We start from the raw sequence: 14,109 nt of genomic DNA, 5'->3' as shown, positions 1-14,109 counted from the left end.
TATCACCTCGTAACCAATCTTTGTGTAAGCCGCTTACATCTGCCTGCCAGACTCCAGTCATATTCCTTATTTCCGACCTTAATAATAAAGCCTCCAATCAGACTGTCGTTCTTCTCCAATGTCAGTTCCACATCTGAGGTCTTATATTTCTTTTTCAGAAAATCTTCAATCCCCTTCTTCTGTGCCTCCGTTGGAGGTGTCACATAATAAAGGGTTGCAAGAAGGACATCCGCCTTCTTCTTTATAAGAACTCTGTATTCTCTGCATATCTCAAAGAACTGATCAAAATCAGAATTGTTGCAAAGTACCTTTAAGAATTTTACCGTAGTCTTTGAACCGTCGAATATCTTATCGATGATTTCTGATTTCTTTTCTCTGCTGACAACCGGACACGTAAGTGCCTCCTGTAATTCAGGATTCTCCCTGACAACTGCTTCCATGTCTGAAAGCTCAGCCGCATCAATATTCAGCTCGCACAAAACTTCAGCATAATTAATTGCTTTCTGTGTCATGGGCCTCACCTGCTTTTTCTATAAACTCATCATATAGTGACTGATTTTTCGCGTCATTTGAGTCTTCACCCAGAATCTTAGCCGCTGCCGACATTGCAAGCTCTGCAACCTGAGATTCCATATCGCTCAAAGCCTTTTCACGCTGTACTTCTATAGTTTTTTCCGCATCCTTGATCATACGGTTTGATTTCTCGCCTGCATCTGCCACAATCCTGTTATATTCATTCTGTGCAGCCTGTCTGGATTTATCCCGCATGGTATCACATTCATCCTGAACACCTGCGAGAGTATCTTCATATTGCTGCTTCAGTTTCATGGCATCATCCTTCGTCTGATTGGCATTCGCGATCGAGGATTTGATCATCTCTTCACGTTCTGCCATGATCTTATTGATCGGACCGATCAGGAATTTCTTTAACAGAAGAAACAAAACTATAATATTAATTATGGTTATGGCTATGGACGAGACACTTAAATTTATCATTTAATGACCTCCTGCCTTTCTGTCTGTTTTCGTTATCCGACAATTACGATTCCTTAATATCTATTATGATATAGTGTCGCAATCATCATATTCTTATAAATATTATTTCAGAAGAAGAATGATCAAAAGACCAATTACCAGACCGTAAACGGCTGTTGCCTCTGCAAGTGCTCCACCGATGATCAGAAGCTTTGTGATCTTACTGTCTGCTTCCGGCTGTCTTGCTACTGCTTCTACTGCCTTTGATGTTGCGATTCCAAGTCCGATACCTGCTCCAATACCTGTTAATACTGCTATAGCAGCTCCAATTGCGATTACTGTATTCATAATTATTATCTCCTTTTCATTTTCCTTATTTTAATCTTAGTCTTCTCCCAATCCTTCCTGCATGTAGAGTGCAGTTAAGAATGTGAATACAAATGCCTGAAGTAAGCCATCAAAGATATCAAAATAAAGGCTTAACGGAATAGGCACAATGACAGGCGCTACCGCCTCAATTAATTTCATTACAACAAATGCACCTAAAACATTGCCGAACAATCGCATACATAACGACAATGGTTTTATTACAATCTCCATTACATTTATAGGTGCTACTATTGCTACCGGCTCTGCAAAGCTCTTAAGCCAGCCTTTCGGTCCCCTGCTTCTGATACAGACAACCTGAACCATGACTATACTCATGATCGCCAGTGCTGCTGTTACGTTCAGATCCTTGGTTGGTGGTTTAAATCCAAATATACCTGCGATATTTGCCATTCCGATATACAAAATGACAGTGATCAGATACGGTATATATGCCTTACCTTTTTCTCCCATAACGTCACTAAACAGATTATTAAATGTCGTAATGATCGACTCCAGAGCAAGCTGTTTCTTTCCCGGATTCTCAACTTTCAGATTCCGGACAAGTATAACGGACAACAGAACAAGTACCGCCATAATGATCCATGTTACCACGATTGATTCCGAGATCGGGATTCCACCAAAAATTGGAATGGTAAAGAGAGTCTCGCAATTCAGCTCCTCTGTTAACTTTTCTGCAAGGTCACCCGTAGGTCTTCACTTCCTCTCATGTAATTTTTTCAAAGGGCATACTAACTGTTAAGGATATTTATTACTTCTCTTGCATCACTCTCGGAAAATCCTTTTACCGTATTCTCCGTATTGATCCAGTAATCAGCAAGTCCAACTCTGTCCCAGTCTGAATCCATGTCATCTAAGATCACCAGCCTGTCCACATCGTGTTGGTCTACATAGTCCTTAACCTCAAAGCACCGTCCATAATCCTCATACTTGCCGGATATATGTTCCTGCGGCGGAGTTACATCTGATATAACGAGACCTTCCTCCTTAAGCTTCAGGATCAGCTCCTGTGCTCTCTCGTCACATACCGGATCTTTCATAACCTCTTTCCGCCAGTTAAAGATCGCTACCAGCTTCGCATCTGTTGCCTTTACAACATCTGCAAGGTTTTTTACATTTTTTCTGTCAACGGTTTCACCCGGATTGTTACAGATGAATTTGTTTGAATTTAACACACCGTCAATGTCGAAAAAAATGACTTTCATTTAGATTTCCTCCTGCATTCTTCCATGTGCTTCCAGTTGTCCTTTAAACAACAACGTATTATAGCACACCATTTTTTATTTTTCACCTTTTATTAATTTATTAATAAAAAATATATTTCTAAACTTTTTATAAAAAATCATAACTGATTCTACTCTGTAAAGTAAAATAGCCCCATCCTTTTCAGGCTTTCTTCTGTTTTTTACGTTGTCCATAAAACAGAAGAAAACTCTTACCGGAGAATGGGGCTTTATTTCTGAATATCTGTATTCTATTCAGCCCCACCTGTAATGATCCATGGTGCCGGCTGAGCAACAAATACATTTTCTTTATTTGTCTTGGATACGTTGATCTGTAACGCTTCCATATTCCGAATACCGAATTTGTCAAAGATCAGCTTGGTCTCTGCAAGGATACCAAGATCTAATGTGTAGATAACAAACTGCATCTGCGGATTGATCGCAAGCAGGCGTTCAATATCAGATTCCAGATAATGATTCGCAACGATAAATGCAAGTCTTGGTACCGGAATCTTACTTAAGGATTCTTCGCTCATATCCGGAATGATCTGCACGTTATGAACTCCAAACTTCTCAACATTTTCCTCCATAGATCTTCTGGAACCGCTGTCCGGCTCTACTGCAATGATCTGACCTTCGCTCGCTGTGATCGCAGCTTCGATAACGATACTCTCTGCCATCAGCGCAAGAATCGTGTCATGGGTATCTACACCGAGAATACTCATGATAACCGCGCGGATCTCATTGCATACATAATGAACCGATCCCTTTGTAAACAGATCATTCTTCATACCGTACCGAACGGATTCTCTGGTCTTCTCGTTTACAATAAAGACAACCGTCGGTTTGGATATCTTCTTATTAATAACATTCTTGAGTTTTGCATTTGTAAGTTCACTTCCCGGCTCTGTTCCTTCGCCGATCCAGATATCATATTCGCCAAATCCCGCTTCCCATAATGTATAGAAGAGATCTTCATGACTGGCATCGGTATAGATCAGAACCCGCTTATGTGTATCAATCGTTGGCACGACATTTTTCTGCCTGCCGCAGATATTAAGCATCTTTATCTTCTCCGGGCTGACATCCATCTTATTTGCAAAGAAGCCAAGCCAGTTCAACATGCCTGAATTACTGAACGTATTTTTCATTGTTTTCTACCCCACTTTTCTATCGTATTTTCCAATCAGATAACCTTCTCCAACCGGATTGTCGTTTTCTAAAACAGTCTTTATAATTATACAATTTTTCTCGTTAACTGTAAATTCTTTTGTGCGTTTTTCACACATCTATCCACGAAGTGTTTCATCAATTCCGAGTGCGATCGCATTCACGATATCTTCAAACCGATAATCAAACAGATAATTATCCTTATCACTGTCAATAAATCCGGTCTCGATCAGAATTGCCGGCATCGTTGTCCGGCGCAGAACAGCCAGATTCTTCCGTTCCTCAACTCCCAGATTCTCAAATCCGATCTTTGCAAGCTCTGCATCCACATTTTCTGCCATTTCATATGCAATCCCTGATGTATTATAAACCAAGGTTTCCACCCCGCTATATTTGTTCGGATACGGTGCAGCATTCCTGTGCAGGGAGATAAAATAATCCGCACCGCTCTCATTTCCGATCTGTGCTTTTCTTGTCGGCGAATCATAGACATCTGTCGTTCTCGTAAATTCCACGTCATAACCAAGCTCCGACAACGCATCACCGAGTGCCAAAGCTAGATTCAGGTTGTCATTCTTCTCCGTTCTTCCATTATAAGATGCCCCATTGTCAAATCCACCATGTCCGGCATCGATCATTATTTTTATAGCCATAAAAAACCTGCATACTCTGTTTGCTACAGTATATGCAGGTTTCTTGTTATATGTACTTAATTAAGCCAATACTTTCTTGATGGCTGCGAGCAGCTCATCATATGTCTCATAAGCCGGAAGATCAGGATTATCTGCTTTGATCTGATCGGTACTCTTAAAGAGGAATCCGGCCTTGCTTGCACGGATCATTCCAAGATCGTTGTGGCTGTCACCACTTGCGATCGTATCATAACCGATAGACTGAAGTGCCTTTACGGTTGTGTATTTGGATTTCTCACAACGCATCTTAAAGCCTGTGATCTCTCCATTTTCTGCTACCTCTAATGAGTTGCAGAAGATTGTCGGCCAGCCAAGTTTCTTCATAAGCGGGCTTGCAAACTGTGTAAATGTGTCACTGATAATGATAACCTGTGTCATGGAACGAAGCTCATCTAAGAATTCCTTTGCACCTGGGATCGGATCGATCTTTGCGATCGTTTCCTGAATCTCTTTTAAGCCAAGTCCATGTTCTTTTAATATACCAAGACGCCAGTTCATTAATTTGTCGTAATCCGGCTCATCTCTTGTTGTCCTCTTTAACTCCGGGATTCCGCTTGCCTCTGCAAATGCGATCCAAATCTCCGGTACTAATACGCCTTCCAAATCCAAACATACAATGTCCATTTCGGGTTCCTCCTGTTATCTACATTCTCGCTTCATTATAATATACCGCCTGCCATTCTGCAATACCTTTGCCAGCAGAAGGACTGGCAGGGTTATATTGCAACATGACCATCCATATAAAAAGATTCGCTTCGTTTCCTACTCGATACATATGCCTGATACGCTCATGCTCCTGTGCAAACTCGTCCTTCGGACTCAGACATGCACCCGCATTCGCTGGCAATATGTATCTCATCACGGAAACTACACTTAATATCTTTTCTATATGGGTAGTCATATTGCAATTATTACCCTGTCAGTCCTTCTTGCTGTATTTTTTATGTATTCGAATGGCATATATTAGTTTCTACAACCAGCCGCACCCATATACAGGAATTGCCTATATTCCACGTTTTATTCTTCTACCAATATACGCAGAAAATCCTGCATATTTGTAAGATACAAAATTTCTCGGATATCAGCTGCAATGCTGCACTGGCTTCCTTGTTTGATAAGATATCCGGCTTTTTTCTGTTATGAGATACATATTGCCGGCGAATGCGGGTGCATGTCTGAGCTCGAAGAGCGAGTTTGCACAGGAGCATGAGCAGATCAGGCATATGTATCGAATAAGAAAAAAGCGTATCTTTCAAACAAAGAAGCCAGTGCGGCATTGTAGCTGATATTCAAGATATTCCCCCCACAAATATGCAGGATTTTCCCTCTTATTAATCAGAAGAATAAAATCTTGTGGCCCTGGTCAATCTGGTAGTAGGAGATTTTGTGCTGTTGGGCAAATTCCTTCTCTGTCTCCGTCTCACCATGAAGATTGGAGCGAAGCATCCATGATAACAGTATGCCTGCTGCAACCAGACCGCCACAGACGAGCCCTTGTATAACAGAAAATAGTTTCCATACGGACAAAAAAATATTTATCGTATCCATGTCTTATCCTGCCTTTCTTTTACATATTCCTTCGTTGTATCGGAGGTCAGTCGTTCTTTATCATGCTTATACTTTCTATATTTACGGAGATTTTTGGTAAAAAAACCTGCTGCCAGCACAAAAGGCAACACAACAAAATGTCCGCCAAATTCAGAAAAGAACCCATAACCACTTATAATTCCCTGATTCACTTCGGTAAATAAAATCACCCCAATTGTACAGCATATCACTCCAAGTATCACAGCATCCGAGATAAAGCTCCGCTTATTGACCGGAATATTTCCAACTACCTTTCCGGTCTGCCCATTTACCAGAATCGTATAAAGCTCATGTTTATACCAGAAGGTCATGAACCATGCAGGAAGGAGTGCATACTCAATTTTATCCACGCTGTACTGTTCAATGCTCCTCTCTATGTAAGTCGTTCCTGTATCTTCTATCATCGCTTTGTCCATCGCAGCACTGATTCTCTGATGAATCTCCGGTGCCGCTTCTCTGGATGGTACATCATATCGATCTGCATAGAATCCCGACAGGTAAGATGGATCAAATGGTTTCATTGCCGTCATATAATATGGTTCCAGTCGACCGGATAGCCGATCATCTAATTTTCTGGATGCATCAAATGTAACCCGGTCAAAATTACCATATGCATCTGCATACATATCGGTTCTTTGATTTATCCCCGCAGAAAAGCTTCTCTTCTCTGATTCATATTTCTGATTCTGAAATGATCCCGGATACATACCTACCTTCTTCGTTGTCTGCAGCATCGAATAAAAGGATTGATCTCTGTCTGCTCCGGCATTAAAGATATTTGTCGGATCTTTCTTCTCTTCATCACTTGATACTAAATGCAGATTGGCCTTTTTTCTCATATATGCTGTATACAGCCAATATGGAATATAGATTCCACGGATCTTGTCAATCTTCGGATGCTTGATCTCTCTTGGCACATATCTGCCTGTACCAAATCTCTCTTTGATCGCATCCACTGCCTGCTGTTCCGTTATGGAAAATGGAATGATATAATCCGGCCATACTTCCTTCGATTCACGGTCAAATATAACCGTCGGCTGTCCACAGAACGAACAAAAAGTTGCCCGCTCATTTCCATGGATCATAATCTGTGCTCCGCAGGAAGTACAGCGGAATATCTGAACCGACATCAGTCGTTCTCCCTGCATCTCTCCCCGGTCACCTGTATAAGCAGTGTCTTGTGCCTGCTGCTCTGATTTTTCTGATATATCTTCTGCTTCCGTCCGTTTTGATGCAGCCGATATATCTTCCGGTCTGTTATTCCGCATCTCAAATGCCAACAGATCTGCATCCCAGTCAGGATTGATCTGGATTTCCTTCTCTCCATGCCACTTCTGATCTTTATCAAGACCAAACCACAGATCATCAAATGATCGTTTTCCGTCTTCTTTTTCCTCTGTATCCGGATCAGCATCTTTTAACGTCATCCGAAATCTACGTTCACTTGTTTGACCACATTGTGTACATTTCATTTTTCCGAGATCCGGATCATATACCAGCACACCCCCGCATGCCTCACACTTATAGATCATATGTTTCTCCCCTTGAAATTCATCAAATTTTATTATGATATTTTAAGATGTTTCTATTATCCTTTCATGCACGTTTTCACCATTTTCCAGCAAGAAATCTAGTTTCCATATAATCCGCGTCATGTTAAAAGTTTCCATAAATACTCGATTCATCTTTAATTTAATTAATATTTTTTCGATACAGGACTCGTTGCCTGCTCCAACCATATACGTTCTTCCTCCGTCAGATGTGGGGCAATCTTCTCATACACATTCTTGTGATATTCATTCAATCGTTGGAGCTCACGATCTGTCATCAGTTCCGGTATCAAAGCTTCGGTGTCAAACGGAACCCAGGTCAACGTTTCAAATTCCAGAAATGTTCCATTTGCTTCCGCTTCTTTCAAGAATACCTCCGGAAGCTTGCCTGTCGGTTTCCCTGCTTTCTTACAAAGAACCAGATTCTCATGACGGATGCCAAACCTTCCTTCTATATATAAGCCCGGTTCATCTGATGTGATCATACCTTCTTCGAATACTGCTGTCGGTCTGCGTTCTTCCATGATTCGGAAGTGTATCCTGTTTGGTCCTTCGTGTACATTTAACAGATATCCGACTCCATGACCGGTGCCGTGATTGAAATCCAGGCCATACCGCCACAGTGGTTCACGCGCCAGATAATCGAGATTCTCACCACGCGTTCCATGCTTAAATCTTGCTGCTGCCAGATTCAGATGTCCGATCAGCACCAGTGTATATGCCCATTTCTCTTCCTCTGTCAGAGTTCCGAGCGTGATCGTTCTGGTGATATCAGTCGTTCCCTCCATGTAATGACCGCCACTGTCTACTAATAAGAAGCTCTCCGGTTTTAATTCGACATTTGTCTCCTCTGTCGGTTCATAATGTACGATCGCACCATGTGGACCATATGCAGATATCGTTTCAAAGCTCGGCTCGATATACCCCTTTTGCTCTTTTCGAAAAGACTCTAGCTTCTCTGCTGCCGAAAGCTCCGTGATTGTCTCTGTTCCGATATGATGCTTGAGCCAGTAGATAAATTTCGTTACAGCAACTCCATCCTTAATATGCGCATTCCGTTCATTTTCACACTCTACTGAATTCTTCTGTGCTTTCATCAACTGAACAGCAGACGGTTCATCGACCACTGATATACCATCCGGTATACAACTTCTTAATCTGTAATTGGTCTGGCAGCCATCCAGCAATACCGTCATCTGCTCTTCCTGTTTATGCGTATGAATAATCTCCGGCAACCGCTTCAGATCCGTATAGATTTCATTATACGGATAAATCGTAATTCCATCAACGACAAGTTTGCGGATGATTTCATTGTTTAAAATCGCATCATTGATATATAAACGGCAGGCTTCATCTGCGATCAGCATATATGACAGGAATACCGGATTACAGTCTATATCATTGCCCCGCAGATTCAGAAGCCACGCGATCTCGTCCAGCGCAGAGATCACCCGGACATCCGCGTCTGCGGATCTTATTGACGCTCTGACACGCGCAAGCTTATCCGCACGGGTTTCACCTGTGTATGAAAATGGTAATTCAAATACCGGCTCATGTGACAGCTCCGGTCTGTCCGCCCAGAGTTCATCGACCAGATCCAGGTCACCATTTAAAGTGACCTTTTTATCGCCCAGTTTGCCAAGCATCCTGTCAGCAAAATCCAGACTGACGGTTCTTCCGTCAAATCCCACAACCTTTTCCGGTTCCAGATGGTCATACAAATATTCCTCGATCGTTGGAACGCCCGGCTGTCCACTCTTCATCAGTTCGATCGTACTGCCTGCAAGCTGTGCTTCAGCCTGAATGAAATACCGTCCATCTGTAAACAATGCCGCCATATCAGGGAGCACAACCAGTGTTCCGGCAGATCCTGTAAACCCGGACATATATTCTCTTTCCCTGAAATATGCTCCAACATATTCGGACGCATGAAAGTCATCCGTTGTGATCACATAAGCATCTACGCCTGTTTCATTCATTTTCTCACGCAACCCTGCAAGCTTCTCTGTTGTCGTCATCATATTCACCTTCTCATGTTCTATATATTCAGATCTTTTTTATGTGTTCAAACAATGTTCTGTATATTTGCAACGATCAAAACCATATCTCTGTCTAAAGTTTCCGATTAATAATATCAAAATATCCAGACATACACATGGTCGTTCACGAATGTCTAATCGACCGGTTTCAGGTAAATTCCGGAAAATGCCGGAAGGTCAAATCCGAAATCTCCATTTACACCTTTGATCGTCTTTTCTGTATCTTTTGTGCTTCCCCCAAATTTATTCCAGTCACTGTTGATCAGTACCTTCATTGTATCACCATTTCCATAATTAAAGTGATAATTTTTATATACAAGTCCCGACAGGTTTAATACAACGATCACCTTATCTTCATTTACTTCACGCTGAAAGATATAGACAACATCATTTTCCTTACCGCAAAGGATCCATGCAAATCCGTTCGGATCATCATCCCATGCAGATAATGCCGGCTCTTTCATATAAATCTTATTCAGTGCTTTCATGTACTGGTGGAAGGAATCATGGTTCGGATATTTCAAAAGATCCCAGTCCTGCTCGCGCTTCTCATCCCATTCACGGAACTGTCCGATCTCATTTCCCATAAAGTTCAGCTTCTTGCCCGGATGCGCATACATATAAGCATATAACGCCTTTGCCTGTGGGAACTTTTCTTCATACATACCCGCCATCTTCTGAATGATCGTTGCCTTTCCATGTACAACCTCATCGTGTGACAAAGGAAGCAGATACCGTTCGTTATAGTTATACATCATCGAGAATGTCAGGTCATGATAATGCTCGCCGCGGACAAATGGAAGTGTACGGAAGAAATTCAGTGTATCATTCATCCAGCCCATATCCCATTTGTAATCAAAGCCCAGTCCGCCATATTTTGTTTCTTTCGTTGTACCCTTAAAGTCTGTCGAGTCTTCGGCACACAGGATGATCGAAGGATGACGATCCTTTAACCCCTGATTCATATTCCGGATAAAATCAACCGCCCGGTCATTTACACCACGGCTCTCATCGCCCATCCAGTAGATGATACGGCTGATCGCATCCATACGAAGTCCGTCAAAATGATACTCTGACAGCCAGTAATTCGCCGCAGACTGTAAGAAGCTCCGCACTTCTCCTTTGGAATGAATGAAGTTCATGCTTCCCCACTCACTGTATCCCACATCGTTGCTTGGATATTCATACAATGCCGTGCCATCATATCTGGCAAGTCCATAGCCATCGAGTGCAAAATGAACCGGAACAAAATCAAGAATTGTGCCAATATTATGCTGATGCAGAATATCGATCATTTCCTTCAGGTCATCTGCTGTTCCATATCTGGATGTCGGACTGAAAAATCCGGTATTCTGATAGCCCCAGGACTGATCGGACGGATGCTCGGAGAGCGGCATGAACTCTACATAATTATATCCCTGCTCTTTCACATATTCCGCAAGCATCGGAGCGATCTCCTTATAGGTATACCAGCTCTCCTCTACCCGGTTGCTCTCTGCGATCTCCTCCGGGGTCAGCGGATTTCCCTGTTCATCAAAGACCGGTTTTGTGCGCCAGGAACCCAGATGAACTTCATAGATGTTAAGTGGACTTCCCTGACATACACTACGGTTCTTCATCCATTTGGCATCATGGAAACGATAAGTATCCATATCCCGGATAATGGATGCAAATGCCGGACGCAGCTCCATGCCAAATCCATACGGATCGCAATGCTCCATGCTGCTGCCGTCTCTGTGATAGATCTTATATTTGTACATCATGCCCGGTCTTGCTTCCGGCACAAATACCTTGAAAAAGCTGCCGTCATAACAGCGTTCCATGACCGTCTCGTTCCAGTCGTTGAATTCACCGATCACATTTACCCCCAGAGCATTCGGTGCATATGTGACAAATTCCACACCACTGACAACTGTCTTCTTTCCTGTGACCTCTTTCTTCACATGCGCCCCCAGTTCTCTATATGCATCAAAGCTTCTTCCTGAATAAAATTCATAAATATCCATGTCATTCTCCTTTGTATTTGTACAATAGATGATTGCTACATGGACCGCTAGTTGGTAAGGTCAAGCGGTCCATGCAACAATCATCTGTTTTGATTCTTTATTGACTATAGTAAATTTATAGATTAAAATAGACATGTTTATTATATGAGATTACAAAAGCTGACACCATAGCCAATAATTGAATAACGTCAATTTATTGACCATAGTCAACAAATAGTAAATCAGGAGATCGCAATGGATTTAAGAATACAGAAAACCAAGAACAGCATTTTCAGTGCTTTTATAGAATTACGTGCGGCGAAACCGCTCGAAAAGATTACGATCCGGGAGCTGACCCAGAAAGCAAATATCAGCAAACAGACATTTTATCTTCATTTTAAAGATATCTACGATCTATCGGAATATCTGGAAAATGATGCGATCACGTCACTGGTTGCAGACATTCCAAATCCGGATCTTATCATCACAGATCCGGCTGCCGCAGCCAGACTGCTCTGTACCGCATTTATCACACAGGGACATCTGTTCAACATTCTTTTCCCGGATGATGACAGAAGCTGTGGCGTGCTCACCAACAAACTGGAAGCCCGCATTAAGGAACTGATCTTTATCACGCATCCGGAATTCAAAGACAATCTGGAGAAAAATATCACAATTTCTCTGCTGATTCAAGGAAGCGTACATACCTTCTTAAAATATAAGGAAGAAGATACCGAGCAGGTGATCGAGATTCTTGCCGATACCATCGGAAGGATTGCCGACCATTCTTAATATATTAACGATAAAGAGCTGCCACCAGTATATACGCCTATTATTCCGCAAAGCACTTGCGTTCTATTTTCACGTAACAGTACTAAACTCCCTGCCATTCGGCAGATCGTTAAGGACTGACGTGAAAAAAGGTTTGCTTCGTAATAGTATATATACTGGTGGCAGCTCTCTATCTGTCTTATGAAATTAAACTAATTTTTCAGAACTGTTTATCCAAAAGTCTGTCGGCTGCCTCTGGTGCAAGTCCTTTTGCCATAACTGTATTAAAATCCTCATCACTCACACTATCTCTTGAATCAATAGTTTTTTCTATTTTTAATTCAAAAGGAACCCCATTTCTTGCAATCACCTGTCTATATGTCATATCAATAAAAACTGATACCGGAATACCTAATTTTTCTAAAATTGTCTCCGCTGATTCCTTTATATCTGGTTGTATTATTCATCCGCATCTACGATCGCACCAATCTTGAACTCTCTGCCTTCCTTCTGCCACTGATGATATTCTGTCGTTGCCGCAAACAATACATCACCAGATGAATTAATGGCTGTTTCCAGGGAATCCTGAACAACACCGATGATCATGCCGACTGCTACTGCCTGCATGGAAATGTCCTGAGGGATTCCAAATAATGAACATGCCATAGGAATAAGAAGCAATGAACCTCCTGCAACACCTGACGCTCCACACGCTCCAAGTGTCGCCATCAGGCTGAGCATTAATGCTGTTGGAAGGTCTACTGACACGCCCATTGTATTTGCAACGGAAAGTGCCATTATCGTGATCGTGATCGCCGCCCCATCCATATTGATCGTTGCTCCAAGTGGAATGGATACCGAATAAACATCCGGGTCAAGTCCAAGGCGTTTGCACAAAGACATGTTTACAGGAATATTCGCTGCCGAGCTTCTTGTGAAAAATGCTGTCACACCCGACTCCCGCAAGCAACGCCATGCCAGCGGATATGCATTTCTCTTTAGAATAACCGTAGCAAGCAGCGGATCAACAATAAGGGCAACTGTAAGCATTGCTCCCACAAGTACTAACAACAATCTTCCATACTCCTTGAAGATTGACAAACCACTCTCTGAAACCGTTGTAAATACCAGACCCATAATACCAAATGGTGCGCATCCAATGATCCAGCGAACTACACGGCCAACTGCATCGGAGATGGACACAAGTGCTGATTTCACAGTTTTTGCTGCCCGGCGCATAGCAAGGCCAAATAATAATGCCCATGCCAGTATACAGAGATAATTTGCTTCCAGCATTGCATGAAGCGGATTATCCGTAATATTTAACAGAAGATTCTGAAGGACTTCCATAATTCCGGATGGAACAACATCCGCCTGATAGGATTCCAGATCAAGTGTCATTGTAACCGGAAACAGAAAACTTGCGCTGACTGCCACAACCGCAGCAAGTAAGGTGCTCAATATATACATGATGATAACCATCCGGAACTGTTCACCATTCCCCTTGCCTGCATTTGCAATCGAGCTTATTACAAGGACAAATACAAGAATCGGTGCAATGGCTTTTAAAGCACGAACAAACATTGTTCCGATCAGCCCGACACCTGTCGCACCCGGTACTAACAATCCAAGTATTGCACCAATTACGATTCCTACTATTATCTTCGCAATCAACGATACCTTATTCCACATATTCACGATCTGTTTCATTTATCAATCTCCCGTTCTTA

The 14,109-nt window shown here is 42.2% G+C and carries 15 protein-coding genes and 1 pseudogene; 1 reads left to right on the top strand and 15 read right to left on the bottom strand.

From position 1 onward, the window contains the following. Positions 1 to 2: 2 nt before the first annotated feature. The 13 genes and pseudogenes from atpH to glgB all read right to left on the bottom strand — a co-directional run bounded on the left by atpH (position 3) and on the right by glgB (position 11,659). Positions 3 to 512 (bottom strand): ATP synthase F1 subunit delta, encoded by a 510-nt coding sequence (gene atpH, locus GT641_RS05640; RefSeq protein ID WP_008400509.1) that lies wholly within the window; start codon positions 510 to 512, stop codon positions 3 to 5. Beyond that, positions 493 to 996 carry a F0F1 ATP synthase subunit B gene (gene atpF, locus GT641_RS05635; RefSeq protein ID WP_008400510.1) on the bottom strand — a complete coding sequence of 168 codons (504 nt, stop codon included), beginning with the start codon at positions 994 to 996 and terminating at the stop codon, positions 493 to 495. The genes atpH and atpF overlap by 20 nt, the downstream gene beginning before the upstream one ends. A gap of 102 nt (positions 997 to 1,098) precedes the next feature. Next, positions 1,099 to 1,323 (bottom strand): ATP synthase F0 subunit C, encoded by a 225-nt coding sequence (atpE, locus tag GT641_RS05630; protein WP_008400511.1) that lies wholly within the window; start codon positions 1,321 to 1,323, stop codon positions 1,099 to 1,101. Between the two features lie 36 nt (positions 1,324 to 1,359). After that, a pseudogene (locus GT641_RS05625) lies at positions 1,360 to 2,031 on the bottom strand (F0F1 ATP synthase subunit A); the annotation flags it as partial. Between the two features lie 62 nt (positions 2,032 to 2,093). Further along, positions 2,094 to 2,567 carry an HAD domain-containing protein gene (locus tag GT641_RS05620; RefSeq protein WP_021944443.1) on the bottom strand — a complete coding sequence of 158 codons (474 nt, stop codon included), beginning with the start codon at positions 2,565 to 2,567 and terminating at the stop codon, positions 2,094 to 2,096. A gap of 269 nt (positions 2,568 to 2,836) precedes the next feature. After that, positions 2,837 to 3,736: a Precorrin-6B methylase 2 gene (locus GT641_RS05615; RefSeq protein WP_161117026.1), complete on the bottom strand. Its 900-nt coding sequence runs from the start codon at positions 3,734 to 3,736 to the stop codon at positions 2,837 to 2,839. Between the two features lie 138 nt (positions 3,737 to 3,874). Further along, positions 3,875 to 4,408, bottom strand: coding sequence for an N-acetylmuramoyl-L-alanine amidase (locus tag GT641_RS05610; protein ID WP_161117025.1), 534 nt, complete (start codon positions 4,406 to 4,408; stop codon positions 3,875 to 3,877). Between the two features lie 60 nt (positions 4,409 to 4,468). Then, positions 4,469 to 5,071: a bifunctional phosphoserine phosphatase/homoserine phosphotransferase ThrH gene (gene thrH / locus GT641_RS05605; protein WP_008400517.1), complete on the bottom strand. Its 603-nt coding sequence runs from the start codon at positions 5,069 to 5,071 to the stop codon at positions 4,469 to 4,471. Between the two features lie 19 nt (positions 5,072 to 5,090). Beyond that, a complete protein-coding gene (locus GT641_RS05600; RefSeq protein WP_161117024.1) occupies positions 5,091 to 5,294 on the bottom strand; it encodes a hypothetical protein in 204 nt (67 codons plus the stop codon). Between the two features lie 488 nt (positions 5,295 to 5,782). Continuing rightward, positions 5,783 to 5,995 carry a hypothetical protein gene (locus tag GT641_RS05595; RefSeq protein WP_008400521.1) on the bottom strand — a complete coding sequence of 71 codons (213 nt, stop codon included), beginning with the start codon at positions 5,993 to 5,995 and terminating at the stop codon, positions 5,783 to 5,785. After that, on the bottom strand, positions 5,983 to 7,566 hold the full coding sequence (locus GT641_RS05590) for a zinc ribbon domain-containing protein (protein ID WP_161117023.1): 1,584 nt from the start codon (positions 7,564 to 7,566) through the stop codon (positions 5,983 to 5,985). Before GT641_RS05590 ends, GT641_RS05595 begins: the two co-directional genes overlap by 13 nt. A gap of 164 nt (positions 7,567 to 7,730) precedes the next feature. Then, complete coding sequence (locus tag GT641_RS05585) at positions 7,731 to 9,602, bottom strand: aminopeptidase P family protein (protein ID WP_347562853.1); 1,872 nt, start codon at positions 9,600 to 9,602, stop codon at positions 7,731 to 7,733. A gap of 155 nt (positions 9,603 to 9,757) precedes the next feature. Beyond that, positions 9,758 to 11,659 (bottom strand): 1,4-alpha-glucan branching protein GlgB, encoded by a 1,902-nt coding sequence (gene glgB / locus GT641_RS05580; protein WP_347562852.1) that lies wholly within the window; start codon positions 11,657 to 11,659, stop codon positions 9,758 to 9,760. Between the two features lie 204 nt (positions 11,660 to 11,863). Between glgB and GT641_RS05575 the strand changes: the two genes are divergently transcribed. Further along, complete coding sequence (locus tag GT641_RS05575) at positions 11,864 to 12,400, top strand: TetR/AcrR family transcriptional regulator (RefSeq protein ID WP_008400525.1); 537 nt, start codon at positions 11,864 to 11,866, stop codon at positions 12,398 to 12,400. Positions 12,401 to 12,599: 199 nt separating this feature from the next. Here the strand turns inward: GT641_RS05575 and GT641_RS05570 are convergent, their stop codons facing one another. Next, entirely contained in the window at positions 12,600 to 12,827 is a 228-nt protein-coding gene (locus GT641_RS05570; protein WP_347562851.1) for a type II toxin-antitoxin system antitoxin, RelB/DinJ family, read from the bottom strand. Between the two features lie 11 nt (positions 12,828 to 12,838). Further along, positions 12,839 to 14,089: a serine/threonine transporter SstT gene (gene sstT, locus GT641_RS05565; RefSeq protein ID WP_161117020.1), complete on the bottom strand. Its 1,251-nt coding sequence runs from the start codon at positions 14,087 to 14,089 to the stop codon at positions 12,839 to 12,841. Positions 14,090 to 14,109 lie beyond the last annotated feature (20 nt).

It is taken from the genome of Clostridium sp. BIOML-A1, from assembly GCF_009874105.1.
GTDB lineage: Bacteria > Bacillota > Clostridia > Lachnospirales > Lachnospiraceae > Coprococcus.
This window is presented reverse-complemented; position numbering and strand designations above follow the sequence as displayed.